The sequence below is a fragment of the Pseudomonas sp. B6001 genome (assembly GCF_013386015.1).
In the GTDB taxonomy this organism is placed as follows: domain Bacteria; phylum Pseudomonadota; class Gammaproteobacteria; order Pseudomonadales; family Pseudomonadaceae; genus Aquipseudomonas.
This window is the reverse complement of sequence record NZ_JACAOX010000042.1, coordinates 1-23,734: the sequence shown is the minus strand read 5'-3', so window position 1 is coordinate 23,734 and position 23,734 is coordinate 1. Positions and strand designations below refer to the sequence as shown.

Sequence of the window (23,734 nt, the reverse complement as noted above, 5' to 3'; positions counted from 1 at the left end):
TTCACGCCCCATGGATAGCAAATGTTCGGTCTTTATCGCAGCCAGCGTCGACGGCTTTATTGCCCGGCCAGACGGTGATATCGAGTGGCTTCATCGCCCTGAGTACGAAGGCGCCGAATTGAACGGCGTGACCTATGAACACTTCATCACCACCGTGGATGCGCTGGTGATGGGCCGCAAGACCCTGGAAAAAGTGTTGTCCTTTCCGGAGTGGCCCTATGAGGGCACGCCGGTCATAGCACTCTCTCACCAATCGGTTGAGCTACCTGCAGCTTTGAAGGGCAAGGTTGAGGTGGTGAGCCAGGATGTCACCAGCCTCGTGGCAGCGTTGGCCGAGCGCGGGATGAAACACCTGTATATCGACGGAGGCCAGACGATTCAGGCGTTTCTTGAGGCGGGTTTGATCGACGAGATGATCATCACGCGTATTCCGGTTGTGCTGGGCCAGGGGATCCCCTTGTTCAGCCAGTTGGGTGGCGAGCATGAGCTTCGGCATATCGGCACGTATGCGTCGGATAATGGGTTTGTTCAAAGCCGGTATGAGGTCGGTGGCAAGCGCTGATGCTCATTGAGTAATTGGGTTAAATCGAGGTGTCTGTATCGCAGGCAAGCCAGCTCCCACATTAAGCAGCTATGCGCTTGATCCTGAACCGGCCTGATCTGTCCTTGAATGTGTCAACTATGTCCCCGCACAGGCGTCCGGCCCGTGGTCCGCTGCAAGCGCGGTCGCCATAGCCGCCAATACCCGAATAACGGATAGACAGGCCAAAAAAAACGCCCCGAACCAGTCGGGGCGTTTTTTATTCAGCAATCACCGATCAAGCCTGATCAGCCAACCGCCACGTCGTACCGCCCTTCCCGTCTTCCAACACCACACCCATCGCGGTCAGTTGGTCACGGATACGGTCAGACTCCGCCCAGTCCTTGTTGGCCCGGGCAGTCAAACGTGCCTGGATCAGCGCATCAACTTCAGCGGCATCCACACGCCCTTCAGCGCCCGCCTGCAGGAAGTCATCGGCTTCCATCTGCAATACGCCCAGCACGCTCGCCAGCTCTTTCAAACGTGCGGCAAGCCCCGCCGCTGCGTCGAGATCGCTCTCGCGCAGGCGGTTGATCTCACGCACCATTTCAAACAGCACCGCGCAGGCCTCAGGCGTACCGAAGTCGTCGTTCATCACTTCGGTGAACCGCGCAACAAACGCTTCGCCGCCCGCAGGCGCCACGGAGGGCAGGCCTTTCAACGCGTGGTAGAAACGCTCCAGGGCGCCCTTGGCGTCCTTGAGGTTGTCTTCCGAGTAGTTGATCGCGCTGCGGTAATGGCTCGACACCAACAGGTAGCGCACCACTTCCGGGTGGTACTTTTCCAGCACGTCGCGAATGGTGAAGAAGTTGTTCAAGGACTTGGACATCTTCTCGCCATTGATGCGAATCATGCCGCAGTGCATCCACGCGTTGGCGTAGGTCTTGCCGGTGGCCGCTTCGCTCTGGGCGATTTCGTTTTCGTGGTGCGGGAACTCAAGGTCGCTGCCGCCGCCATGAATGTCGAAGGTCTCCCCCAGGCAGCAGGTGGACATCACCGAGCATTCGATGTGCCAGCCCGGGCGCCCGGCGCCCCATGGCGACTCCCAGCTCGGCTCGCCGGGCTTGGTGCCTTTCCACAGCACGAAGTCCAGCGGGTCTTGCTTGGCTTCGTCGACTTCGATCCGCGCACCGATGCGCAGGTCTTCGATTTTCTTGCGCGACAGCTTGCCGTAGCCCATGAACTTGGCGACGCGGTAGTACACGTCGCCATTGCCCGGGGCGTAGGCGTAACCCTTGTCGATCAGGGTCTGGATCATCGCGTGCATGCCCGGGATATGGTCCGTGGCGCGCGGTTCCATGTCCGGCTTGAGGATGTTGAGGCGTGCCTCGTCCTCGTGCATCGCAGCAATCATGCGCTCGGTCAGCGCGTCGAACGACTCGCCGTTTTCGTTGGCGCGATTGATGATCTTGTCGTCGATGTCGGTGATGTTGCGCACATACGTCAGGTCATAACCGCTGAAACGCAACCAGCGGGTCACCAGGTCGAAGGCAACCATGCTGCGGCCGTGGCCGATGTGGCAGTAGTCGTACACGGTCATGCCGCACACGTACATGCGCACCTTGTTGCCATCCAGCGGCTTGAAGACTTCTTTGGTCTTGCTGAGTGTGTTGTAGATCGTTAGCACGACAGTTCCTTAAAACAGAATCACTGGCCCCACGAATCACGCAAGGTCACGGTACGGTTGAATACCGGAGCACCGGGTTTCGAGTCCTTGATATCCGCGCAGAAGTAACCTTCGCGCTCGAACTGGAAACGGTCTTCCGGCTGTGCGTCGCCAAGCGATGGCTCGGCACGACAACCCGTGAGAACTTGCAGCGAGTCAGGGTTGATGTTGTCCAGGAAACTGGCGCTGTCTTCGGCCTTCTCGGGATTCGGCGAGCGGAACAGGCGATCGTACAGGCGCACTTCGCACTCGACGCTGGCCGCCGCCGGCACCCAGTGCACCACACCTTTGACCTTGCGGCCTTCCGGGTTCTTGCCCAGGGTGTCCGGGTCGTAGGAGCAACGCAGTTCGACGATGTTGCCATCGGCGTCCTTGATCGCTTCGTCGGCACGGATCACGTAGCTGCCGCGCAGGCGCACTTCGCCGTTCGGCTCCAGGCGCTTGTAGCCTTTTGGCGGCTCTTCCATGAAGTCATCGCGGTCGATGTAGATTTCACGGGCGAACGGCAGCTTGCGCACGCCGAGTTCTTCTTTCTGCGGATGACGTGGCAGTTCGAGGTTTTCGACCTGGCCTTCCGGGTAGTTGGTGATCACCACCTTCAACGGACGCAGCACGCACATGGCGCGCGGGGCGTTCGCGTCGAGGTCCTGACGGATGCTGAATTCGAGCATGCCGTAGTCGACCACGCCGTCGGAGCGGTTGGTGCCGACCATCTCGCAGAAATTGCGGATCGATGCCGGGGTGTAGCCACGGCGGCGGAAGCCCGACAGCGTCGACATGCGCGGGTCGTCCCAGCCAAACACGTGCTTTTCATCGACCAGTTGCTTGAGCTTGCGCTTGCTGGTGATGGTGTAGTTCAGGTTCAGGCGGCTGAACTCGTACTGACGCGGGTGCGCCGGTACCGGCAGGCTGTCGAGGAACCATTCGTACAGCGGACGGTGGCTTTCGAACTCCAGGGTGCAGATGGAGTGGGTGATGCCTTCGATGGCGTCCGACTGACCGTGGGTGAAGTCGTAGTTCGGGTAGATGCACCACTTGTCACCGGTCTGGTGGTGATGGGCGTGGCGGATGCGGTACATGATCGGGTCGCGCAGGTTCATGTTCGGCGAGGCCATGTCGATCTTGGCACGCAGTACGCGGGCGCCGTCCGGGAACTCGCCGGCGCGCATGCGGTTGAACCAGTCCAGGTTCTCTTCAACCGAACGGTCGCGGAACGGGCTGTTCTTGCCCGGCTCGGTCAGGGTGCCACGGTATTCCTTGGCTTGCTCCGGGGTCAGGTCGTCTACGTAGGCCTTGCCGGCCTTGATCAACTCGACGGCCCAGTCGAACAACTGGTCGAAATACTTGGAGGCATAGCGCACTTCACCGGACCATTCGAAGCCCAGCCACTTGATGTCGCTCTCGATGGCGTCGATGTATTCCTGGTCTTCCTTGGCCGGGTTGGTGTCGTCGAAACGCAGGTGCGTGACGCCACCGAACTCCTGGGCCAGGCCGAAGTTCACACAGATCGACTTGGCGTGGCCGATGTGCAGGTAACCGTTGGGCTCAGGCGGGAAGCGGGTGACGATCTGCGTGTGCTTGCCCGAATCCAGGTCCGCCTGGATGATCGGGCGCAGGAAATTGACCGGGACGGCAGGTCCGGCCTTGGAATTCGAGGTAGGGTCGACAGTGGGCTTGCTCATAGGATCCTTGAACAGACGAAGTACTTGGCCGGGTGAGGCCGACAAACAAAGGGCTTATCATAGCCGATGCTGTCAAGGCCCTGACAGAGCGTGGCCAAAAACTGCTGCATTTATTGCACGGGCGGTAAAAAACCACCTCGAAATTCCCGCAGGTCACGCTAAACTGCGCGCCTTGGCTGCCGTTTTTGCCAAGCAGGTAAGGCGCAAAACGCCCAAACCCACGAATTCCTTGAAAGAGTAGTGAACATGACTCAAGTCAAACTGACCACCAACCACGGTGACATCGTCATCGAGCTGAACGCCGAGAAAGCGCCGATCACCGTCGCCAACTTCATCGAGTACGTTAAAGCCGGCCACTACGAAAACACTGTTTTCCACCGTGTCATCGGCAACTTCATGGTCCAGGGCGGCGGTTTCGAGCCGGGCATGAAAGAAAAGAAAGACAAGCGTCCCAGCATCCAGAACGAAGCGGACAACGGCCTTTCCAACGACAAGTACACCGTCGCCATGGCCCGTACCATGGAGCCGCATTCGGCCTCCGCGCAGTTCTTCATCAACGTCGCCGACAACACCTTCCTGAACCACAGCGGCAAGAACGTGCAGGGCTGGGGCTACGCGGTATTCGGTAAAGTCACCGAAGGCCAGGACGTTGTCGACAAGATCAAGGGTGTGCAAACCACCGGCAAGGCAGGTCACCAGGACGTTCCGGTAGAAGACGTTATCGTCGAGAAAGCCGAGATCGTTGAGTGATATTGCTGATTTCAGATTTGCATCTGGAAGAGGAGCGCCCGGACATAACCCGGGCGTTTCTGGATTTACTGCACGGCCGCGCCCGTTCCGCCCAGGCGTTGTACATTCTGGGGGACTTCTTCGAAGCCTGGATTGGCGACGATGGGATGACGCCCTTCCAGCGTTCGATTTGCCTGGCCCTGCGCGAGCTGAGCGACAGCGGCACCCAGATATTCATCATGCATGGCAACCGGGATTTCCTGATCGGCAAGGCGTTCTGCAAAGCCGCAGGCGCAACCTTGCTCAAGGACCCGAGTGTGGTGCAACTCGCAGGCGAGCCCGTGCTGTTGATGCACGGCGACAGCCTGTGTACCCGCGACCTTGGCTATATGAAGCTGCGGCGCATCCTGCGTAACCCCATCACGCTGTTCATCCTGCGCCACCTGCCCTTGCGCACGCGGCACAAGCTGGCGCGCAAGCTGCGCAGTGAAAGCCGCGCGCAGACGCGAATGAAGACCAACGACATTGTCGATGTAACGCCCGAGGAAGTGCCGAGGGTGATGCAGCAGTTCGGCGTGCGTACGTTGGTGCATGGCCACACCCACCGCCCGGCGATTCACAAGTTGCAGATTGGCGAGCAAGCGGCCAAGCGCATTGTGCTGGGGGATTGGGACAAGCAAGGGTGGGCATTGCAGGTGGATGAGCAAGGGTTTCAACTGGCGGCGTTTGACTTCGTCAACCCGCAACTGGCCTTGCCTGGCGCCTGATCCTCAGACACAACACCCATCAAATGTGGGAGCTGGCTTGCCTGCGATAGCATCACCTCGATGCATCTGATGTACCGAGGTGCCTGCATCGCAGGCAAGCCAGCTCCCACATTGACCGAGTTCGGTCTTTCGATCAGTGGCCAGAAGCCTCCGGCCCCGCCTTCGCTGCAAACGGCGGTTTCGCCAGCCATACAATCACGATCAACGCCATGAACATCCACCCCAGCAACGTGAAGTAATCCACGGTGGACATCATGTACGCCTGGCTCGTCAGTATCTGGTCCAACTGCGCATACGCCTTGTGCCCTGCCCCGCCGAGCGCCTGCAAGGCGTCCCGGGTGGCCGAGTCGTAGGTGGTCATGTTTTCGCTCATGTAGGCATGGTGCTGGTCCGCCCGGCGAATCCAGATCCAGGTGGTCAACGAGGCCGCAAAGCTGCCGCCCAGGGTCCGCAGGAAGGTCGCCAGGCCAGCGCCGTCGGCGATTTGCGCCGGCGGCAGGTCGGACATCAGGATGCTCAAGGTCGGCATGAAGAACAGCGCTACGCCGATCCCCATGAACAACTGCACCAGGGCGATGTGCGTGAAGTCCACTTCATTGGTAAACCCGGCGCGCATGAAGCAACTCAAGCCAATCGCCAGGAACGCCAGCCCCGCCAGCAGCCGCAGGTCGAACTTGTGCGCATATTTGCCCACGAACGGCGACATCAACACCGGCAGAATCCCGATCGGCGCCACCGCCAGGCCCGCCCAGGTGGCGGTGTAGCCCATCTGGGTTTGCAGCCATTGCGGCAGGATCAGGTTGATCCCGAAGAAACCCGCGTACCCGAGTACCAACACAATCGTGCCGATGCGAAAGTTGCGATAGGCGAACAGCCGCAGGTTGACCACCGGGTGCTCGTCGGTCATTTCCCAGATCACGAACACCGCCAGGGCGACAGCCGAGATCACCGCGCCGATGATGATGAAGTTCGACTCGAACCAGTCCAGGTCGTTGCCCTTGTCGAGGATGATCTGCAAGGCGCCGACGCCGACGATCAGGCTCAGCAAGCCGACGTAGTCCATCGGTTGGTAGCTGGTGACCACCGGGCGTTTCTTCAGTTGCGAGCGCACCACCATCACGGCAAAGATGCCGATGGGTACGTTGATAAAGAAGATCCACGGCCAGCTGTAGCTGTCGGTAATCCAGCCGCCGAGGATCGGCCCGGCAATCGGCGCCACCACCGTGACCATCGCCAGCAACGCAAGGGCCATACCACGCCTGGCGGGGGGATAGACCGCGATCAGCAGCGTCTGAGTCATCGGGTACAACGGGCCGGCAACCAGGCCTTGCAATACCCGAAAGCCGATCAGCTCGGGCATCGAGGTGGAAATACCGCAGAGAAACGAGGCCAGCACAAACAGGATGGTGGCCCACAGAAACAGCTTCACCTCGCCGAAGCGACGGCTCAGCCAGCCGGTGAGCGGCAGCGCGATGGCGTTGCTCACGGCAAACGAGGTGATGACCCAGGTGCCCTGCTCCGAACTCACGCCGAGGTTGCCGGAAATCGTCGGCAGCGCCACGTTGGCGATGGTGGTGTCGAGCACCTGCATGAAGGTCGCCAGGGACAGGCCGATGGTGGCCATCAGCAAGCTGGGCGGCGTGAAGGAGGCGTTAGCGTTACTCATCGCGAATCCTGTGCAACATGATTGGCGCTACGGCCGCCGGGGCCGCAGCTGATGGATTGGCGAATCAGCGCTGGGCAGCCTTGGGAGCGGCGACGCTGTTGTCATGGATCAATTGGGTGATCATCGCGTCGGCTTCGGCCAACTGGCGGTCGTAAACGTTGGTGGTGAACGACGCCTTCTGCGGCGCCTGCTGGGCCAGTACCGGGCCGCTCTGGTCGTGCAGGTCGACGTCGACCACGGTGGACAGACCCACCCGCAGCGGGTGCTTGGCCAACTCATCGGCGTTCACATGGATACGCACCGGCACCCGTTGCACGATCTTGATCCAGTTACCGGTGGCGTTCTGCGCCGGCAGCAAGGCAAATGCACTGCCGGTCCCCGCGCCGAGGCTGTCGACGGTGCCGCTGAATTTCACGTCGCTGCCGTAGATGTCGGATTCGATATCCACCGGCTGGCCGATACGCATATTGCGCAGCTGGGTTTCCTTGAAGTTGGCGTCGATCCACAGTTGATCCAGCGGAATCACGGCCATCAGTGCAGTACCCGGCTGGACCCGCTGGCCCAGTTGCACGGTACGCTTGGCCACATAGCCGGTCACCGGTGCGATCAGGGTGCTGCGGGCGTTGGTCAGGTAAGCCTGGCGCAACTGTGCGGCGGCAGCCTGCACGTCCGGGTGGGACGAAATCACGGTGTCATCCACCAGGGCGCTGCTGGTCTTGAACTGTTGCTGCACGTTGGCCAGGGCGTTTTGCGCCGAGGTCAGGTCGTCACGGGCGTGGGACAGTTCTTCCTGGGAAATCGCCCCGCCGGCAGCGAGGTTCTTGCGTCGGTTGTAGTTGTCCTGGGCCTTTTGCACGTTGGCTTGTTGCGCCAGCACCTGGGCTTTCATGCCATCGACGTTGCTGTACAAACCACGCACCTGGCGCACGGTGCGGGCCAGGTTGGCCTGGGCACTTTGCAGGCCGACGGCCGCGTCGTTGGGGTCGAAGTTGATCAGCACCTGGCCTTCATGCACCAGGTCGCCGTCGTCAGCGCCGATGCTCACCACGGTGCCGGTCACCAGCGGGGTGATTTCCACCACGTTGCCGTTGACGTAGGCGTCGTCGGTGCTTTCGCTGAAGCGACCATACAATTCGTACCAACCCCACACGCCCAAGGCGCCGAGGATGACGATCAGCGCCAGCACAAACAGCATGACTTTGCGTTTGCGCGGATTGCTGGTGTTGGGTTGTTCAGCCTTGTTTGTTTCAGGAGCGTTGTTGCTGGTTTCGGCAGTGGCCATGACAAGTACCTTGAATTATTCAGTGCGCGTGGCTGGGGTGGTCGAGGCCACGTTATCGGCGTGGAAACCGCCGCCCAGGGCCTGCATCAGTTGAATCGAAAGATCGATTTGCTCGGCATTCAGGGTGGCCAACTGATGCTGGGCCTGGAGCAGTTGCTGTTCGATGCTGAGCACGTCCAGGTAATTGCCGATACCCGAGCTGTAACGCTGGACGCCGGTGTCGTAGGACTGCTGGGCAATGTCAGCGGCGTGTTGCTGGGCCTGGATCTGCCGGCCGGTCTCGCGCAATTGCGAGAGTGTGTTGCCGATATCGCCCAAGGCTTGCACCAGGGTTTTGTTGTACTGGGCCACGGCCAGGTCGTAGTCGGCGTCGCGAGCGTCGAGGTCGGCGCGCAGGCGGCCGCCGTCGAAGATCGGCAGCGAGACGGTCGGCGCAATGCTGAAGAAGCGGCTGGCCGAACCAAACATCGCATCCCCCAGCAACGACTCGGCCCCGGCGCTCGCGCTCAGGTTGAGGTTGGGGTAGAAACGGGTCTTGCTGGCCGCGATGTTCTTGCTCGCCGCCTCCACCCGCCAGCGTGCGGCGATCAGGTCCGGGCGACGGCCCACCAGCTCGGCAGGCAACACCGAAGGCACCGCAACCGCGCTCGGCTTGAGCACGTTGGGGCGTACCAGTTCGCTGCCACGGTCCGGGCCTTTGCCGAGCAACACCGCGAGGGCGATCTTCGCGCTCTGCAGTTGTTTTTCCGCATCGATCAGTTGCGACTGGGAGCTGGCTTCCAGGCTTTCGGTTTGCTGGTACTGGTACTGGCTGTCGATCCCGGAGTTCAGGCGACGCTGGCCCAGGTCGAGCATCTGCCGGGTGCGCTTGAGGTCATCATTGGCCAGGTCACGCACGATATGGGCCTGGCCCAGGTCGCTGTAGGCCTTGGCGACGTTGGCCGCCAGGGTCAGGCGCGCGGCCTGTTGGTCGACTTCGGCGGCGCGGGCCTGGCCCAGCGCGGCTTCCCAGGCGGCGCGCTGGCCGCCCCACAGGTCGAAGTTGTAATTGAAACTGGCACCGATGTTGCGCACGGTGGCGTAGGCATCGCCCTGGCCCAACGGGTCCTGGTCCTTGGCCAGGCGCGAACGGCTGACACCGGCGCTGGCATCCAGGGTCGGCATGCGCTCGGCGTCGGCGGCATAGGCAGCGGCTTCGGCCTGGTGAGCGCGGGCGCTGGCCACTTGCATGTCGGGGCTGTTCTGCAGGGCTTCCTGGATCAGGCCGTCGAGCTGTGGATCGCCAAGGCCTTTCCACCAGTCGGCGGTGGGCCAGGCAGCGGCGGACAGGGTCACGCCGCTGAGGGATTTGCCGGTTTGCAGGTTATTGGCTTCGAGGCGTTTGCCTTCTGTGTCCAAGCCGCTGAAATTGGCACAACCGGCCATAGTCATGGCCACCAGCACAAGGCTGAGGCCGGCACGCAAGGAGCGATTGTTCATGCACTACCTACCCGCTGGATGGTGATGGGGTCACCCGCAGCTATCAGAATTTTCTTCAGGATTTTTTCCAGGGTTTGCAATTCACCCGGCTCCAGGGCGCCCGCCAACTGGTTCAGGGCCTGGGCACCGATGTGCGGCAGCATGTCGGCCACGCGCTGGCCTTCGGCGGTCAGCACCAACTGCACCTGGCGCCGGTCCTGCTCGGAACGCTTGCGCGCCAGCAGGTCCTTTTGTTCCAGGCGGTCGAGCATGCGGGTCATGGAGCCGCTGTCCAACGACAGGTTGCGGCACAGCTCGGCCGGGGTGTCGACGCCGTACTGGGCCATGATGATCAACACCTTGAACTGCGCGGCCGTGATGCCGTGGGGTTCCATGTGGGTGTCGATGATCTTGTCTTTGAGCAGCGCAGCCCGGCCCAGCAGCAGGCCGAGGTGGCAGTTGTGGAAGTTTTCGGGGGTGAAGTGCTTCATCGTGACCAGCCTATTAACTGCCTAAGCAGTGAATGTGTGACACGATGTTACTGCCTAGGCAGCGAATGTCAAACGAATAGTTAGGTTGCTTGCTAATTAGCGGATAAATGGTGGGAGCCAGGCTCCCACCATTACCGTGGACGGATCAGAAATCGCGCTTGTAGAAAATATCCAGGGAGCTGGCCACGCCGCTGGCCACTTCCAGGTACACCTTCTTGCTCAGCAAATAGCGCAAGGCGATGGTGTTGGCCGGCTCGAACACCCCCACGCCATAACGCAGGCTGAGCTTCTCGGAGATCTTGCCGCTGGCCACCACGGCGGTGTTGTTGCCACTGCCCTGGGTGTCCAGTTCAAAGTCCTGGATGCCCAGGTTCTTGGCGATGTCCGACGTGACCCCGGCACTGCCCATCAACCCAAGACCCAGCGCCGCTTCGGCCAGCATGTTGTTGTCCTCACCGTTGGTGGTGCGCGAACGCCCCAACACCAGGTACGACAATGCATCCTCTTGGGCCATGGCCGGCTCCGAGAAAATTTGCGTAGTCGGCTGCTCGGCACTGCCGCTCAGACGAATACCGGCGGTGACGGTCCGGGACGGCTCGGTGGTGATCCGCACAGCCTCGATATCCAGGAACGGCTGGTCGATCGGCCCGGCAAACAGCAATCGCGCGCGGCGCACAGTCAGGCGTTGGCCGTAGGCACGGTAGCGGCCGTCGTTGAGCCACAGTTCACCACGGGTGTCCATGTTGTCGCCGATGTGCACATGGCCTTGCAGGTTGGCGGTAAGGCCAAACCCGGCGAAGCTCAGCTTGTCCTTGCCTACCTCCACATCGATGTCCATCGCCATGGCCATCGGCGGCTTGCCCTCTTCGGTCTGGCTGCCGACGATCACCGTGTCATCCGAGACCTTGACCGTCGATGGCGGCAATTCCCGCACGGTGATCTCGCCCTTGGGAATCTGCACCTTGCCGGAGATCGCCAGCTTGTCGTTCTTCATGCTGATCTTCAGGTCGGGCGCCACCTCCAGGGCCGCGTACGGTTCCACGGTGACCGGCAGTTGCGTGCCTTGCAGCGCGATATCCACCGCCAGGGCCTGGCCCCAGTCGATCTGCCCCTTGATAGTGCCCTGCCCGGCCTTGCCGCTGCGCCAGCCGCCATTGAGCTGCACGCTTTCGCCGGCAATCAACGCCTGGATATTCAGGCCTTCAATGCTGGTGGGCAGTTCCGGGCCGGAGATTTCGCCTCCCACCAGGTTGATGCTGCCGTTGACCTGAGGCGCCAGCAGGCTGCCGGCGATCCGCCCGTTACCGTTGAGCTTGCCGTTGAGCTTTTCGACCATGGGTACAAACGGGCGGGCTACGGCGAGGTCGAGGCCGGTCAGGGTGAAGTTGCCGGTGATCGGCTTGTTCTTCGCCAGCGGATTGAGCTGCGCCTGCAACAGCAACTCGCCGAGCTTGCCGCCACGGAAATTGAGCTGGGTGTCGATGCGCGTGGGGTTGAGGGTGGTTTCCAGCTTCAGCGTGTCGTAGGGGAAATCCAGCCACTGGTCCTTGTCCTTGACCCGCAGGGTACCGCCGCTGGCGTCCACCGAGACCACGCCTTTGGGGCCGCTGGCCGGCAGGTCGAGCTGCACGTCGGCATTGAGCTTGCCCTGCCAGGCGAAATCCTTGGGCAACCACTGCGCCAGGCTGTCGATTGGGAACTGCTTGAGGTGATAACGCAGCTTCGGCTCGGGCATCAGGCGCTGGTCTTCGCCGCACAGGCTCGCCGGGCCGGAGACCCAGCAGTGCGCCGCAAAGGTCAGCTTGCCATCGGCCAGGCGCTCGATCTTCGCCGGCGCTTGCAGCTTCCAGTCCTGGCCACCGGCTTGCACATCGCCGCTGGCCAGGCGCCCGCGCCAGTTGCCTTTGTCGAGGTTGCCGTCCAGGGCCAGGGCCAGCTTGAGCAACGGGCCGGCCAGGTCGAGCTGGACTTTCTGGCTTTTGATATCGCCCTGGGCGCTGGCACTGAAGGTGCCGAGCTGGGTTTCACCGGCCTGGATGCCACTGCCTTTCAGGTCGACTTTGGCGCGCTGGGCATTATCCAGGTTCGCGTCCAGGGTCAGGTTTTGCAGGCGGTTATCTTCAAACGCCAGTTGCTGGCCAACCAGGTTGAGCTTGCCTTGCGGCGCTTTCAGGGTGCCGGCGACGTCGAGGCGACCATTCATCTGCCCGCGCAGTTGCGGCCAGAGCTGGGCGAGGCGCGTCAGCTTGATGTCGATCTGCCCGGCAAGGCGCTGTTGCAGGCTGCCGCTGCCATAGATGCGGTTGTCGCCGAGGCGAATGTCCAGGGTGCCGAGGGTCCATTGCTCGCCTGCGCCTTCGGCCTTGGCCTGGAGCACGGCAGGTTGGCCACGCAGACGGCCCTTGAGGTCGAGGTCGGCATTGAGCTTGAGTTGCTCGTTCTTCATTTCGCCCTTGCTGCGCAACGGGCCCGCGAGGGTGCCGGGCAACTCCGCGACCCAATACGCCGGGTTGATCGCCGACAGGTCCAGCGCCGTGTCCCAGGCGATGCCATCGGCAAATTGCAGGTTCAGGTGGCCTTCGGCCTTGCCCTGACCAGCCGCGAGTTTCAACTCGGGGAGGAACACTTGCTTGAGGTCGCCACTGAACGGGCTGGCCAGGCTGAACTTGCCCGCAGGGCCGTCGAGGTCGGCCTTGAAGTTGCCCAGATAGTTGCCGTCCTTGTAGGAAACTTCACCATTGAAGGTACGCAAGGCCACCTGGGGTTCGTCGATCACGGGGTACAGACGATGCCACGGGAAATCCAGCCAGTCGATTTTCGCGTCGGCGCTGAAGCCGTGCTGCCAGTCCAGATTGGCACTGAGCTTGAGGCTTTGTTTGTCACCGGCATTCAAATCCAGCCCGGCGATCTGCGCGCCCTTGGCGTCGACCTTGCCTTGCAGCAGCAGGTCCACCGGGCCTTTTTCCGCGGGCAGTACGGCTTTGCCCAGCAACTGGTAACCGTTGCTCAGGTCGCCCTTGGCGGTCAGGTCCAGCTGATTGAGTTGCAGGGTATCGGGCAAATCGGCGCTGGGTTTGAAGCCGTCGGCGGTGATGTGCAACTGCGCCGGCAGGTTTTCCACCAGCGGTTGCAATTCGCCGCTGAGCTTGGCCGGCAGGTAGCCGCTGCTGTCGGCGTCGAGCTTGAGGGTCTTGAGCAAATCGCCATCGACCTTGAGCGCCAGCGCCCAGGGCGCACCGCCCGGGGCGTAAGGCAGGCTCAGGTTACCGCTGGCGGTCAGCGGCCAATTGCCGGTGGGTTGCAGCAGGCCGGACAGGTCAAGGACCAAACCGTCCCGTTGCAGGTGCACCGAGTCGATCTGCATTCCGGCGGTGGTCCAGTGCGCCGCCAGTTGCAGGCCCTGAAGCTCTTCGCTGCCATTGAACAGCAGGCTGCCGATGCGGATGTCGCCCAACTGAATGGCGACTGGCAGTTTCAAGTCCGGCAGGGTAATCGGACCGCTGCTTTCTTCGGTGCTGGGCGGAAATTGCAGGTTCACCTGCTCCACATCCAGCTGGTTGATGCACAAGGTCATGCGCATTAAACAGGCCGGCGACCAGTCGAACTTCGGCGCCTGCAGCTCCACGCGGCTGCTGTCTTGCTGCCACAACAGGTGGTCGGCACTCCACTGCCCGCCAAGGCGACCCTGGAAATTCTCCACGGTCAAACCCGGCACCTGGCCCAGCACCCACCGGCTGCCGACCTGGGTACCCAGCACCGTCCACATTGCCAGCACTATCACCGCGAGGACCGCCAGAATGGCCAGCCCCGCTATTTTCAAACCACGCATCACAGCTCAGGCCCCATGGAAAAGTGCAAACGAATGCCGCCCGGATCTTCGAGGGCATGGGCCAGGTCGAGGCGGATCGGGCCAACCGGCGACACCCAGCGCACACCCACACCCACGCCGGTTTTCAGGCTCGGCATTTCCAGGGTGTTGAACGAATTGCCTTGGTCGATAAAGGTCGCGATCCGCCATTTTTCGGCGATGGAATATTGGTACTCGGCGCTCAGGGCCACCATGTAGCGGCCGCCGATGCGGTCGCCACGATCGTTTTCCGGGGACAGGGTCTGGTACTCGTAACCCCGTACGCTCTGGTCGCCACCGGCAAAAAAGCGCAACGACGGCGGCACGGATTTGTAGCCGTTGGTGGCACTGCCGCCAAACTGCGCCCGGGCCAGGAAACGGTGGTTGTCCCACAGGGTGGTCAAGCCCTTGATGGTCGCCGTGCCGTAAAGCAGGTTGGTGTCGGAACCCAGGCCTTCCTTGGCGACCTTGGCGTCGAACAGCAGGCGATAGCCATTGTGCGGGTCGATGCGGTTGTCGCTGCGCAGGTAGGAATAACTGATGCCCGGCATCAGCAGCGTACTCAGGCCCGAGTCGTTGCCCAGGCGATACTCTTCGCGCTGCCATTTGAGCGAGATCACCCGCGTCCAGCCGCTGGGCAACTTGCTGTGCCACTCGGGGCCGAGGGTGAGCAGTTTACTCAGGGTGTCGGTGTTGGCGATTTCTTCATTCTGGTAACCGCCGGCAAAGCGAAGTTTGTCGGTCAGTGGCGGGTCCATGGGAATGTCGTACCACAACCCGACGTTCTGCCGAGGCGCGGAAAGCTCGGCTTCCCAGCCATAACTGTGGCCCTGGGGGTTGACCCAGTGGCGCGTCCAGTTGGCCTTGCCCCGCGGGCCGACGTCGGTCGAGTAACCGAGGCCCAGACCCATGGTGCGCGGCTTGCGGGTTTCCAGTTGCACGGCCACCGGGATCACGTCATTGGTCGAGGCCGCCGGAGCGGCGTCCACGCGCACGCCTTCGAAAAAGCCGCTGGATTGCAGGTTCTGGTTGAGTTCGGCGATCAGTTCGGAGTCGTAAGGCGCGCCGCTCTTGAACGGCACCATGCGTTGCAGCAGGTCTTCATCAAACGGCGTATCGCCGGCAAAGCTGACCTTGCCCAAGGTGTAGCGTGGGCCACTGTCATAAATCAGTTCGATATCGGCCACACCCGCCTTGGGGTCGACCGAGAGTTTCTGGCTGGTAAAGCGCCCGCTGAAAAAGCCGTAGCGTGACGCCTGGTTCTGGATGACGCGCTTGGCGTCTTCGTAGTTGCCGTGGTTGAGCACGGCGCCGGATTTGAGTTGGTCGCTGGCGGGCACGCGAAAGGCCTTGAGGTCGGCGGCCTGGCCGTCGACCCGAATGGTCACATTGCGCAAATGCACCGGTTCGCCGGGGTCGATGGTGAGGATCAGGCGCGGGTTCTTGCCGCCCTTCACATCGCTGGCAATCTGCGGTTGGTAGTAGCCCAGCGCCTGGGCGGCCTTGCGGGCCTGCTCCTCGGCGCCACGGCTGAACCGCAGCAGGGCTTCTTCGTCACGATCGCCGACCCCGCCGATATAGCCTTCGATGTTGGCTTTCAACGCGTCGTTTGAAGGCTTGATGCGCACATCCAATTCGCTTTGCGCCAAGGCGCCGCAGCTCGTGAACAGCAGAATCAAGCCGCTGGTAAATCTTCCTGGAAACTTCATAGGCCGGGATGCTACACGAGCTTGGGAGCGAGTTAGAACCCGGATTTGTCTGAATAATTCTGTCTTAAACCGTTGCAGCCTGTAACACCTGCGGATTTGCGTGAAAGAACACGTGTTCCAGTACCGGTCCTACAGCGACCTCGCCGATCTCTTCATATCCCTGGCGCTTATAGAATTCCAGATAGCGAGAATTCCCCGTGTCCAGCACCACGCCCGAGGAATGCGGGTCTTCGGCGCACCAGTTGTGCACCGCTTCCAGCAGTTGCTCACCGTAGTGCTTGCCCTGGAATTGCGGGTGAATCCCCAGCAACGGCAGCACATGCACCGAATCCGAGGGCAGGCACGCCAGCACTGCCTGATGGTATTCCAGGTAACGCCGGGTACCGCGCACACCGGTACTCAGCCACATGCGCAACTGCCAGGCCCAGCTTTCGGTGATGCCCAGGCGGCGGGTCGGTGGCGCGATCAGGGCGATGCCGATCAGCCGGTCGTTGAACAACAGGCCAATCGCCGGGAGTTTCTGGAAGAAGTGCTGTTTGACCAGCTCACGCACCGTGGCGCGCACCCGCTGTTCGTAGCCGGGACGTTCGGCTTCGAAGATGTAGGCGAACGTCGGCTCATGGCGATAGGCCTGGTACAACAGCGAACGGGCTTCGCGGGAGTAGCCGCTGTCGTGCATGTGGATCTGGGCGATGGCAGTCGAGGTGTCAGGCATAACAGTGAATCTCCCCTGGGCGCTGACTCAAAAGGTCGCGCTCTTGTTATTACGAACGTCTGCGGCACTGTTTCGTTCAGTGTAGCCACCGGACGCCGCTTCGTAGCCCAACGCAGCCTTGTGCCTCGGCAGCTGCTACAAGACTGGCTCCCGTCCTACATTGTCGGCTAGCATCGCCCTTTTGCCAGACTGGACCGCCGACCATGAAAATCGTGTCTTTCAATATCAACGGGCTGCGCGCCCGCCCTCATCAGCTGGCGGCACTGATCGAGAAACACCAGCCGGACGTGATCGGCCTGCAGGAAACCAAGGTCCACGACGACCAGTTCCCGCTGGATGAGATCAAGGCCCTCGGCTATCACGTGTATTGCCACGGGCAGAAAGGCCACTACGGTGTTGCCCTGCTCTCACGCCAGGAACCGCTGGCGCTGCACAAAGGCTTTGCCAGTGACGAAGAAGACGCCCAGCGCCGGTTTATCTGGGGCACCTTCGCCGACGCCAACGGCAACCCGATTACCATCATGAACGGCTATTTCCCACAGGGCGAAAGTCGCGACCACCCCACCAAGTTCCCGGCCAAGCAGCGCTTCTACGAGGACCTGCAAACCCTCCTGGAGTCGCAGTTCAGCAATGAACAGGCCGTGGTGGTAATGGGGGATGTGAATATTTCCCCGGAAGACTGCGACATCGGCATCGGTGCCGACAACGCCAAGCGCTGGCTGAAGACCGGCAAGTGCAGCTTCCTCCCGGAAGAACGCGAGTGGATGGCCCGCCTGAAGAACTGGGGCCTGGTGGACAGCTTCCGCCACCTCAACCCGGATGTGGCAGACCGCTTCAGCTGGTTCGATTACCGCAGCCGTGGTTTTGAAGACGAGCCAAAGCGCGGGCTGCGAATCGACGTGATCCTGGCTTCCCAAGGCTTGTTGCCCCGGGTGAAGGATGCCGGTGTGGACTACGACCTGCGCGGCATGGAAAAACCCTCCGATCATGCACCGATATGGCTGGAATTGAGCTGATTTCTTAACAGCAGCGCCGTTAAATGTGGGAGCGGGCTTGCTCGCGAATACGGAGTGTCAGTCACCGGATACGTCGACTGACACTCCGTATTCGCGAGCAAGCCCGCTCCCACACTTTTTGACGGCGTGATGCCGGTCATATTGCTGAAACCTCTCTGACTTAATCTCGCGGCACTCCCTTTGGCTTGAGAAGGTGCCGGCATGATGCTGCGCGTTCTATCCCTGCTGGCCCTGCTCAGCGCATTTCCCCTCGCCGCTTTTTCCACCCCACTGCCCTTCCCCGAACATGGCCCGGCCTTGCGCATCCAGGGTTCCAACACCATCGGCGCGGCACTTGGCCCGGCGCTGGTCAAGGGGCTGATGGAGCAACAGGGGTTGCAAGCGGTGCACAGCGAGCCATCTGACCAGGCCAACGAACAGCACATCGTCGGCAAGACTCGCCAGGGCCAGAAGGTGACGGTGGAAGTGGCGGCCCATGGTTCCAGCACCGGGTTCGCAGCCCTGAAAAACGCCAGCGCCGACCTCGCGGCGTCTTCCCGGCCGATCAAGGACAGCGAACTGGTGGACCTCGAAGCCCTCGGCGACCTGAAAAGCCCCGACGCCGAACAGGTCATCGCCATTGACGGGCTGGCGATCATCCTCAACCCACGCAACCCGCTGGGGACGTTGAATACCGCGCAACTGGCGCAGATCTTCAGCGGCGAAGTCTCGACCTGGGAACAACTGGGCGGCATCGGTGGCCAGATTCACCTGTACGCGCGGGATGATCAATCCGGCACCTATGACACCTTCAAGGAACTGGTGCTCAGCCGGCGCGGCAAGTCGTTGGATGGCAGCGCCAAGCGCTTCGAATCCAGCGAGCAGTTGTCGGATGCTGTCAGCCATGACCCCCAGGGCATCGGTTTTATCGGATTGCCCTATGTGCGTCAGGCCAAGGCGGTGGCCATCGTCGATGGCGACTCGCAGCCGATGTTGCCGCTGAACAGTTTGATCGCCACCGAGGACTACCCACTGTCACGCCGGTTGTTCTTCTACCTGCCACCTGTTGCACAAAACCCCTGGGCCAAGGCCCTGGTGGACTTTGCACAAAGCAGCAAGGGCCAGGCGATCGTCGCCGCCAACGGTTTTATCGCACAGCAGGTGCAGGCCATGGCGGTGGAGCCACGGGCGCCGATGCCCGGGGATTACCAGGCGATTGCCCGACAAGCGCAGCGCCTGACGGTGAATTTCCGGTTTGAGGAAGGCAGTGCCAGCCTCGACAACAAGGCGCGCCAGGACCTGATGCGGGTAGTGGCTTATATAAAGAGCCACGGCAAGCTGGACAAGCAGGTGACGCTGGTGGGGTTTGGGGATGCCAAGAGTGATGCGCAGCGGGCGGCGCTATTGTCGAAGTTGCGGGCGATGGCGGTGCGCCGGGAACTGGTTAAAAGCGGCGTGGTGCTGAGGGACATTCAGGGGTTCGGTGCCGAGATGCCGGTGGCGGCAAATACGGCAGATGAGGGACGGATCAAGAATCGGCGGGTAGAGGTTTGGGTGTATTGAGGACGCGGAGCGTCCGGGGCAGCATTCCCACGCAGAGCGTGGGAACGATCAACTGGCCTCATCGCGGCAAGCCCGGCTCCCACAGTTGGCTGCATTCCCCTGTGGGAGCTGGCTTGCCTGCGATGAAGACACCTCGGTTTTACTGCCCGCTGCGCATCATTTCCCGCGGCACATACTTGCCGATCTCGAACTTGCCGATTGCTGCGCGGTGCACTTCGTCCGGGCCATCGGCCAGGCGCAGGGTGCGCTGCATGGCGTACATGTAGGCCAGCGGGAAGTCATTGGATACGCCGGCGCCACCGTGGATCTGGATGGCGCGGTCGATCACCCTCAACGCCACGTTCGGCGCCACCACCTTGATCTGGGCGATTTCGCTTTTCGCGACCTTGTTACCCACGGTGTCCATCATGTAGGCAGCTTTCAGGGTCAGCAGGCGCGCCATGTCGATTTCCATCCGCGAGTCGGCGATCTTGTCGATATTGCCACCCAGGCGGGCCAGCGGCTTGCCGAAGGCGGTACGGCTGACGGAACGCTTGCACATCAGTTCCAGCGCGCGCTCGGCCATGCCGATGGAACGCATGCAGTGGTGAATACGGCCCGGACCAAGGCGCCCCTGGGCAATTTCAAAGCCCCGGCCTTCGCCCAGCAGGACGTTTTCGTACGGCACGCGGACGTTTTCAAACAGCACTTCGGCGTGGCCATGGGGTGCGTCGTCGTAGCCGAACACCGGCAGCGGGCGCACGATCTTCACACCGGGCGCATCCACTGGTACCAGGATCATCGAGTGCTGCTGGTGACGCGGCGCATCCGGGTTGCTCAGGCCCATGAAGATCAGGATCTTGCAGCGCGGGTCACAGGCGCCGGAGGTCCACCATTTTTTACCGTTGATCACCCACTCGTCGCCGTCGCGCTCTGCACGGGCGGCCATGTTGGTGGCATCGGAGGAAGCCACGTCCGGCTCGGTCATGGCAAATGCCGAGCGGATTTCGCCGCGCAGCAGCGGTTCGAGCCAGCGCTGTTTTTGCTCTTCGTTGGCGTAGCGCACCAGCACTTCCATGTTGCCGGTATCCGGTGCCGAGCAGTTGAACGGCTCCGGCCCCAGCAAGGAGCGGCCCATGATTTCGGCCAGGGGTGCGTATTCCAGGTTGGTGAGGCCGGCGCCCAATTCGGATTCAGGCAGGAACAGGTTCCACAGGCCTTCGGCTTTAGCCTTGAGCTTCAACTCTTCCATGATGGCGGTGGGCTGCCAGCGGTCACCTTCGGCAACCTGGCGTTCGAACACAGGCTCGGCCGGGTAAACGTAGGCATCCATGAACGCGGTGACGCGTTCACGCAGTTCCTGAACCTTGGGCGAATAGGCGAAATCCATGGGCAGCACCTTCTCAATGGAGGTTGTTGAGGTCATGAATCGATGCTAGAACAGCGTTGATAATTTACCTAGCCTATTCTCGGCGTGTATTAACATTCATCACCGATATATGATCGGCGTATGGACACCTAACAATAAGAGCGCAGCGAAATGAATCTGAGCAAGGTCGACCTCAACCTCTTCATCGTCTTTGACGCGATCTACACCGAAGCCAACCTGACCCGCGCCGGGCAGATTGTCGGGATTACTCAACCTGCGGTGTCGAACGCTCTGGCCCGCCTGCGGGAGACCTTCAACGACCCGCTGTTCGTGCGCACAGCCCAAGGCATGGTGCCCACGCCCATGGCCCAGAACATCATTGGCCCGGTGCGTAACGCGCTGTCGCTGCTGCGGGTGTCGGTACAGGAAAGCCGGATCTTCAACCCGCAACAGGCGGCCAAGACCTACCGCATCAGCATGACCGACCTCACCGAAGCGGTGATTCTGCCGCCGCTGTTCCAGCGCCTGCGCCGCCTGGCACCGACGGTGGTAATCGAGAGCTTCCTGTCCAAGCGCCGGGAAACCACCAAGGAACTGGCGGCCGGTCGCCTGGACTTTGCCGTGGATGCGCCGCTCAACACCGACCCGCAAGTGCGCCACGTCAAGCTGATGGAAGACCGCTACGTGTGCGCCATGCGCAAGGGCCATCCGATGGCGGGCAAGGACAAACTGACGCTGGATGACTACCTGTCGCTGACCCACATTCATATCTCCAGCCGGCGCAACGGCCTGGGCCATGTCGACCTGGCGCTGGGCAAGATGGGCCTGCAACGCAAGATCGCCCTGCGCTCCCAGCACTACCTGATGGCCTCGCAGGTGCTGCAGCAAACCGACATGGTAATGACCGTGCCGGAGCGCTTTGCACGGCGCCATGAACTGCACTGGTTCAACCTGCCGGTGAATGATGTGCCGATGGTGGAAACCCATCTGTACTGGCATGAAAGCACCGACCAGGATCCGGCCAACCGCTGGATGCGCGAGCAGATGATCGAGTTGTGCCAGCAGGTGACGGCCCATGAGAAGAAGCTGGACAAACTGTAGGAGCGAGCTTGACGTTAACGTCAACCAACCATTAGCTTAACGCTCAAGACACTCCTTGAGCGCCCTCATGAGCACGACCTACAGCATCTCCGACCTCGCCCGCGAGCTCGACATCACCACCCGCGCCATTCGCTTCTATGAAGAACAAGGCCTGCTGTCCCCGGAACGCCGGGGCCAGGAGCGCATTTATTCGCCCCGCGACAAGGTCAGCCTGAAGCTGATCCTGCGGGGCAAGCGCATCGGTTTTTCCCTGGCCGAGTGCCGGGAACTGATCGAACTCTACGACCCTACCAGCGGCAACCAGAAACAGCTGCACAGCATGCTGGCGAAAATCGCCGAGCGCCGCGAGCAGCTGGACCAACAGTTGCTCGACATCGAACAGATGAAGCTCGAACTGGACACCGCCGAAGAGCGTTGCATCCAGGCGCTGGAACAGACCATTCAGGGCCAGGTTGGCCATTCATAAAAGGTAGCTGCCATGTCCCTCCCCTCTCATGTGCGCCTGGTGGAAGTGGGCCCCCGCGACGGCCTGCAGAATGAAGCGCAACCCATCAGCGTCGCCGACAAGGTGCAATTGGTGGACGCCCTGAGTGCCGCCGGCCTGGGTTACATCGAAGTCGGCAGTTTTGTGTCGCCCAAATGGGTACCGCAGATGGCCGGGTCGGCCGAGGTGTTTGCGCAGATCCAGCGCAAGCCGGGCGTGACCTATGGCGCGCTGGCGCCAAACCTGCGGGGTTTTGAAGATGCACTGGCGGCGGGCGTGAAAGAAGTGGCCGTATTTGCGGCGGCTTCCGAGGCGTTTTCCCAGCGCAATATCAACTGCTCCATCAGCGAAAGCCTGGAACGCTTCGTGCCGATCATGGCCGGGGCCAGGCAGCACGGTGTGAGCGTGCGGGGTTATGTGTCGTGTGTGTTGGGGTGCCCTTATGAAGGTCAGGTCGCGCCGGAACAGGTCGCGGCAGTCGCTCGCGAGCTGTTCGCCATGGGCTGCTATGAGGTGTCCCTGGGCGACACGATTGGCACCGGCACTGCAGGCGCAACACGCCGGATGTTCGAGGTGGTCGGCGCGCAGGTGCCACGGGACAAGCTGGCCGGGCACTTCCATGACACCTATGGCCAGGCCATCGCCAATATCTACGCCAGCCTTGAGGAAGGTATCCAGGTGTTCGACAGCTCTATTGCGGGCCTCGGCGGGTGCCCCTATGCCAAAGGGGCCAGCGGTAACGTTGCCACTGAAGATGTGTTGTACCTGCTCAATGGCTTGGGCATCGAGACGGGTATCGACATGGACAAGCTGATTCTGGCGGGTCAGCAGATTTGTACGGTACTCGGCCGCCCCACCGGTTCGCGCGTGGCGAAGGCTCGCAGCGCCGGTTGAGTAGTGCGCTTGTGACGATGTGTTACCTCGCGGCTACACATCGGGTAACACGGGAACATATTTTGTCGCATTTCCTGAAGGAAATTTCTCGCCAAAAAATCAAGGCATTGATTTTAAAGGACTTTAAAAAGTTGGCACGGCTTCTGCTATCTCTATTGCATAACAAGAATAAAAAGCACCAAACCTAATAAAAATAAGACGTAACGACTCTGACATAACAAAAACAACACGGCAGAGACGCAGCTAACAGATTTTTTTGGAGAAGATGTGCTTCGCAGGGTACGGCTTGCCGAAACCCGCAACCGGATAGAGAAGAACAAAAAACTACCTCAAGGTAGCTACCCACTGGTTGGATCGCGTGCGAAGAAGCAGATCAGCGCTCAAAAAAATACGTTTGCTCTTGACCCCGGATGGGGGTCGCCAAAAACAGCGGTAAAGGGCCACGGTTGCCAAAAACAACAATAGACCGCCCCTCAATAATAAAAAAAGAGCACGCAACGACAAATTAAAGGGGACCTTCGGGTCCCCTTTGTGCTTTCTCGGGGAGGGTGATTTGCGTGTATATCCGTTTTTTGGGTGATGGCTGAGATTGGTTCCGCTCTTACAGCGGCTCACTTTTGAAAAGCGCAAAAGTAAGCAAAACGCTCTTGCCCCACCACTCGGCACCTCGCTTAGGCTCGGTGTGCCTAAGATCAAAATCAAAAGCTAAAGCGGGCACGGTTCAAATGTGGGAGCTGGCTTGTCGGGTCGCCGCATC

18 protein-coding genes are annotated in these 23,734 nt (G+C 61.2%); 8 read left to right on the top strand and 10 right to left on the bottom strand.

Translation table 11 applies throughout. The annotated features are described in order from the left end of the window. Positions 1 to 10 precede the first annotated feature (10 nt). Complete coding sequence (locus HX821_RS29550) at positions 11 to 562, top strand: dihydrofolate reductase family protein (RefSeq protein WP_177037193.1); 552 nt, start codon at positions 11 to 13, stop codon at positions 560 to 562. Positions 563 to 818: 256 nt separating this feature from the next. Here the strand turns inward: HX821_RS29550 and cysS are convergent, their stop codons facing one another. Further along, the gene (gene cysS / locus HX821_RS29545; protein ID WP_008432427.1) at positions 819 to 2,207 is read right to left on the bottom strand and encodes a cysteine--tRNA ligase; all 1,389 of its coding nucleotides are present in this window, start codon (positions 2,205 to 2,207) and stop codon (positions 819 to 821) included. Positions 2,208 to 2,227: 20 nt separating this feature from the next. After that, the gene (locus HX821_RS29540; protein ID WP_008432425.1) at positions 2,228 to 3,928 is read right to left on the bottom strand and encodes a glutamine--tRNA ligase/YqeY domain fusion protein; all 1,701 of its coding nucleotides are present in this window, start codon (positions 3,926 to 3,928) and stop codon (positions 2,228 to 2,230) included. Positions 3,929 to 4,174: 246 nt separating this feature from the next. Here HX821_RS29540 and HX821_RS29535 point away from each other — a divergent pair, with 246 nt between their 5' ends. Both HX821_RS29535 and lpxH read left to right on the top strand, forming a co-directional pair. Continuing rightward, the gene (locus tag HX821_RS29535; protein WP_003211783.1) at positions 4,175 to 4,678 is read left to right on the top strand and encodes a peptidylprolyl isomerase; all 504 of its coding nucleotides are present in this window, start codon (positions 4,175 to 4,177) and stop codon (positions 4,676 to 4,678) included. After that, the gene (gene lpxH / locus HX821_RS29530; RefSeq protein ID WP_177028448.1) at positions 4,675 to 5,424 is read left to right on the top strand and encodes a UDP-2,3-diacylglucosamine diphosphatase; all 750 of its coding nucleotides are present in this window, start codon (positions 4,675 to 4,677) and stop codon (positions 5,422 to 5,424) included. The genes HX821_RS29535 and lpxH overlap by 4 nt, the downstream gene beginning before the upstream one ends. A 133-nt stretch (positions 5,425 to 5,557) precedes the next feature. On the opposite strand, the gene HX821_RS29525 is transcribed toward lpxH, so the two are convergent. From HX821_RS29525 to HX821_RS29495, 7 genes are all read right to left on the bottom strand, one after another. Beyond that, positions 5,558 to 7,090, bottom strand: coding sequence for a DHA2 family efflux MFS transporter permease subunit (locus HX821_RS29525; protein ID WP_003211786.1), 1,533 nt, complete (start codon positions 7,088 to 7,090; stop codon positions 5,558 to 5,560). A 64-nt stretch (positions 7,091 to 7,154) separates the two neighbouring features. Continuing rightward, positions 7,155 to 8,372, bottom strand: a complete 1,218-nt coding sequence (locus HX821_RS29520) for an efflux RND transporter periplasmic adaptor subunit (protein WP_003211788.1) — start codon at positions 8,370 to 8,372, stop codon at positions 7,155 to 7,157. A 15-nt stretch (positions 8,373 to 8,387) separates the two neighbouring features. Further along, the gene (locus HX821_RS29515; RefSeq protein WP_177037192.1) at positions 8,388 to 9,851 is read right to left on the bottom strand and encodes an efflux transporter outer membrane subunit; all 1,464 of its coding nucleotides are present in this window, start codon (positions 9,849 to 9,851) and stop codon (positions 8,388 to 8,390) included. Further along, on the bottom strand, positions 9,848 to 10,321 hold the full coding sequence (locus HX821_RS29510; protein WP_003211792.1) for a MarR family winged helix-turn-helix transcriptional regulator: 474 nt from the start codon (positions 10,319 to 10,321) through the stop codon (positions 9,848 to 9,850). The genes HX821_RS29515 and HX821_RS29510 overlap by 4 nt, the downstream gene beginning before the upstream one ends. A 145-nt stretch (positions 10,322 to 10,466) precedes the next feature. Then, positions 10,467 to 14,150, bottom strand: coding sequence for a translocation/assembly module TamB domain-containing protein (locus tag HX821_RS29505; RefSeq protein WP_177028447.1), 3,684 nt, complete (start codon positions 14,148 to 14,150; stop codon positions 10,467 to 10,469). Next, positions 14,150 to 15,877 carry an autotransporter assembly complex family protein gene (locus HX821_RS29500; protein ID WP_023658973.1) on the bottom strand — a complete coding sequence of 576 codons (1,728 nt, stop codon included), beginning with the start codon at positions 15,875 to 15,877 and terminating at the stop codon, positions 14,150 to 14,152. The genes HX821_RS29505 and HX821_RS29500 overlap by 1 nt, the downstream gene beginning before the upstream one ends. A 64-nt stretch (positions 15,878 to 15,941) precedes the next feature. After that, on the bottom strand, positions 15,942 to 16,592 hold the full coding sequence (locus HX821_RS29495) for an N-acetyltransferase (protein ID WP_177037191.1): 651 nt from the start codon (positions 16,590 to 16,592) through the stop codon (positions 15,942 to 15,944). Between the two features lie 203 nt (positions 16,593 to 16,795). Here HX821_RS29495 and xthA point away from each other — a divergent pair, with 203 nt between their 5' ends. After that, positions 16,796 to 17,608, top strand: a complete 813-nt coding sequence (gene xthA / locus HX821_RS29490) for an exodeoxyribonuclease III (RefSeq protein WP_177037190.1) — start codon at positions 16,796 to 16,798, stop codon at positions 17,606 to 17,608. Between the two features lie 201 nt (positions 17,609 to 17,809). Continuing rightward, complete coding sequence (locus HX821_RS29485; protein ID WP_003211801.1) at positions 17,810 to 19,150, top strand: substrate-binding domain-containing protein; 1,341 nt, start codon at positions 17,810 to 17,812, stop codon at positions 19,148 to 19,150. Between the two features lie 139 nt (positions 19,151 to 19,289). Here HX821_RS29485 and HX821_RS29480 read toward each other — a convergent pair whose 3' ends face one another. Continuing rightward, positions 19,290 to 20,519: an acyl-CoA dehydrogenase gene (locus tag HX821_RS29480; RefSeq protein WP_003211803.1), complete on the bottom strand. Its 1,230-nt coding sequence runs from the start codon at positions 20,517 to 20,519 to the stop codon at positions 19,290 to 19,292. Between the two features lie 150 nt (positions 20,520 to 20,669). Here HX821_RS29480 and HX821_RS29475 point away from each other — a divergent pair, with 150 nt between their 5' ends. The 3 genes from HX821_RS29475 to HX821_RS29465 all read left to right on the top strand — a co-directional run bounded on the left by HX821_RS29475 (position 20,670) and on the right by HX821_RS29465 (position 22,977). Further along, entirely contained in the window at positions 20,670 to 21,599 is a 930-nt protein-coding gene (locus tag HX821_RS29475; protein WP_003211805.1) for a LysR family transcriptional regulator, read from the top strand. Positions 21,600 to 21,666: 67 nt separating this feature from the next. Beyond that, the gene (locus HX821_RS29470) at positions 21,667 to 22,065 is read left to right on the top strand and encodes a MerR family DNA-binding transcriptional regulator (protein ID WP_177037189.1); all 399 of its coding nucleotides are present in this window, start codon (positions 21,667 to 21,669) and stop codon (positions 22,063 to 22,065) included. Between the two features lie 12 nt (positions 22,066 to 22,077). After that, on the top strand, positions 22,078 to 22,977 hold the full coding sequence (locus HX821_RS29465) for a hydroxymethylglutaryl-CoA lyase (RefSeq protein ID WP_177037188.1): 900 nt from the start codon (positions 22,078 to 22,080) through the stop codon (positions 22,975 to 22,977). The last annotated feature ends 757 nt before the right edge of the window (positions 22,978 to 23,734 follow it).

Coding starts and splice junctions, on each gene's coding strand:
- HX821_RS29550 (WP_177037193.1), top strand. CDS start 11: ATGGATAGCAAATGTTCGGTCTTTATCGCAGCCAGCGTCGACGGCTTT.
- HX821_RS29540 (WP_008432425.1), bottom strand. CDS start 3,928: ATGAGCAAGCCCACTGTCGACCCTACCTCGAATTCCAAGGCCGGACCT.
- HX821_RS29535 (WP_003211783.1), top strand. CDS start 4,175: ATGACTCAAGTCAAACTGACCACCAACCACGGTGACATCGTCATCGAG.
- HX821_RS29525 (WP_003211786.1), bottom strand. CDS start 7,090: ATGAGTAACGCTAACGCCTCCTTCACGCCGCCCAGCTTGCTGATGGCC.
- HX821_RS29520 (WP_003211788.1), bottom strand. CDS start 8,372: ATGGCCACTGCCGAAACCAGCAACAACGCTCCTGAAACAAACAAGGCT.
- HX821_RS29515 (WP_177037192.1), bottom strand. CDS start 9,851: ATGAACAATCGCTCCTTGCGTGCCGGCCTCAGCCTTGTGCTGGTGGCC.
- HX821_RS29510 (WP_003211792.1), bottom strand. CDS start 10,321: ATGAAGCACTTCACCCCCGAAAACTTCCACAACTGCCACCTCGGCCTG.
- HX821_RS29505 (WP_177028447.1), bottom strand. CDS start 14,150: ATGCGTGGTTTGAAAATAGCGGGGCTGGCCATTCTGGCGGTCCTCGCG.
- HX821_RS29500 (WP_023658973.1), bottom strand. CDS start 15,877: ATGAAGTTTCCAGGAAGATTTACCAGCGGCTTGATTCTGCTGTTCACG.
- HX821_RS29495 (WP_177037191.1), bottom strand. CDS start 16,592: ATGCCTGACACCTCGACTGCCATCGCCCAGATCCACATGCACGACAGC.
- xthA (WP_177037190.1), top strand. CDS start 16,796: ATGAAAATCGTGTCTTTCAATATCAACGGGCTGCGCGCCCGCCCTCAT.
- HX821_RS29485 (WP_003211801.1), top strand. CDS start 17,810: ATGATGCTGCGCGTTCTATCCCTGCTGGCCCTGCTCAGCGCATTTCCC.
- HX821_RS29480 (WP_003211803.1), bottom strand. CDS start 20,519: ATGGATTTCGCCTATTCGCCCAAGGTTCAGGAACTGCGTGAACGCGTC.
- HX821_RS29475 (WP_003211805.1), top strand. CDS start 20,670: ATGAATCTGAGCAAGGTCGACCTCAACCTCTTCATCGTCTTTGACGCG.
- HX821_RS29470 (WP_177037189.1), top strand. CDS start 21,667: ATGAGCACGACCTACAGCATCTCCGACCTCGCCCGCGAGCTCGACATC.
- HX821_RS29465 (WP_177037188.1), top strand. CDS start 22,078: ATGTCCCTCCCCTCTCATGTGCGCCTGGTGGAAGTGGGCCCCCGCGAC.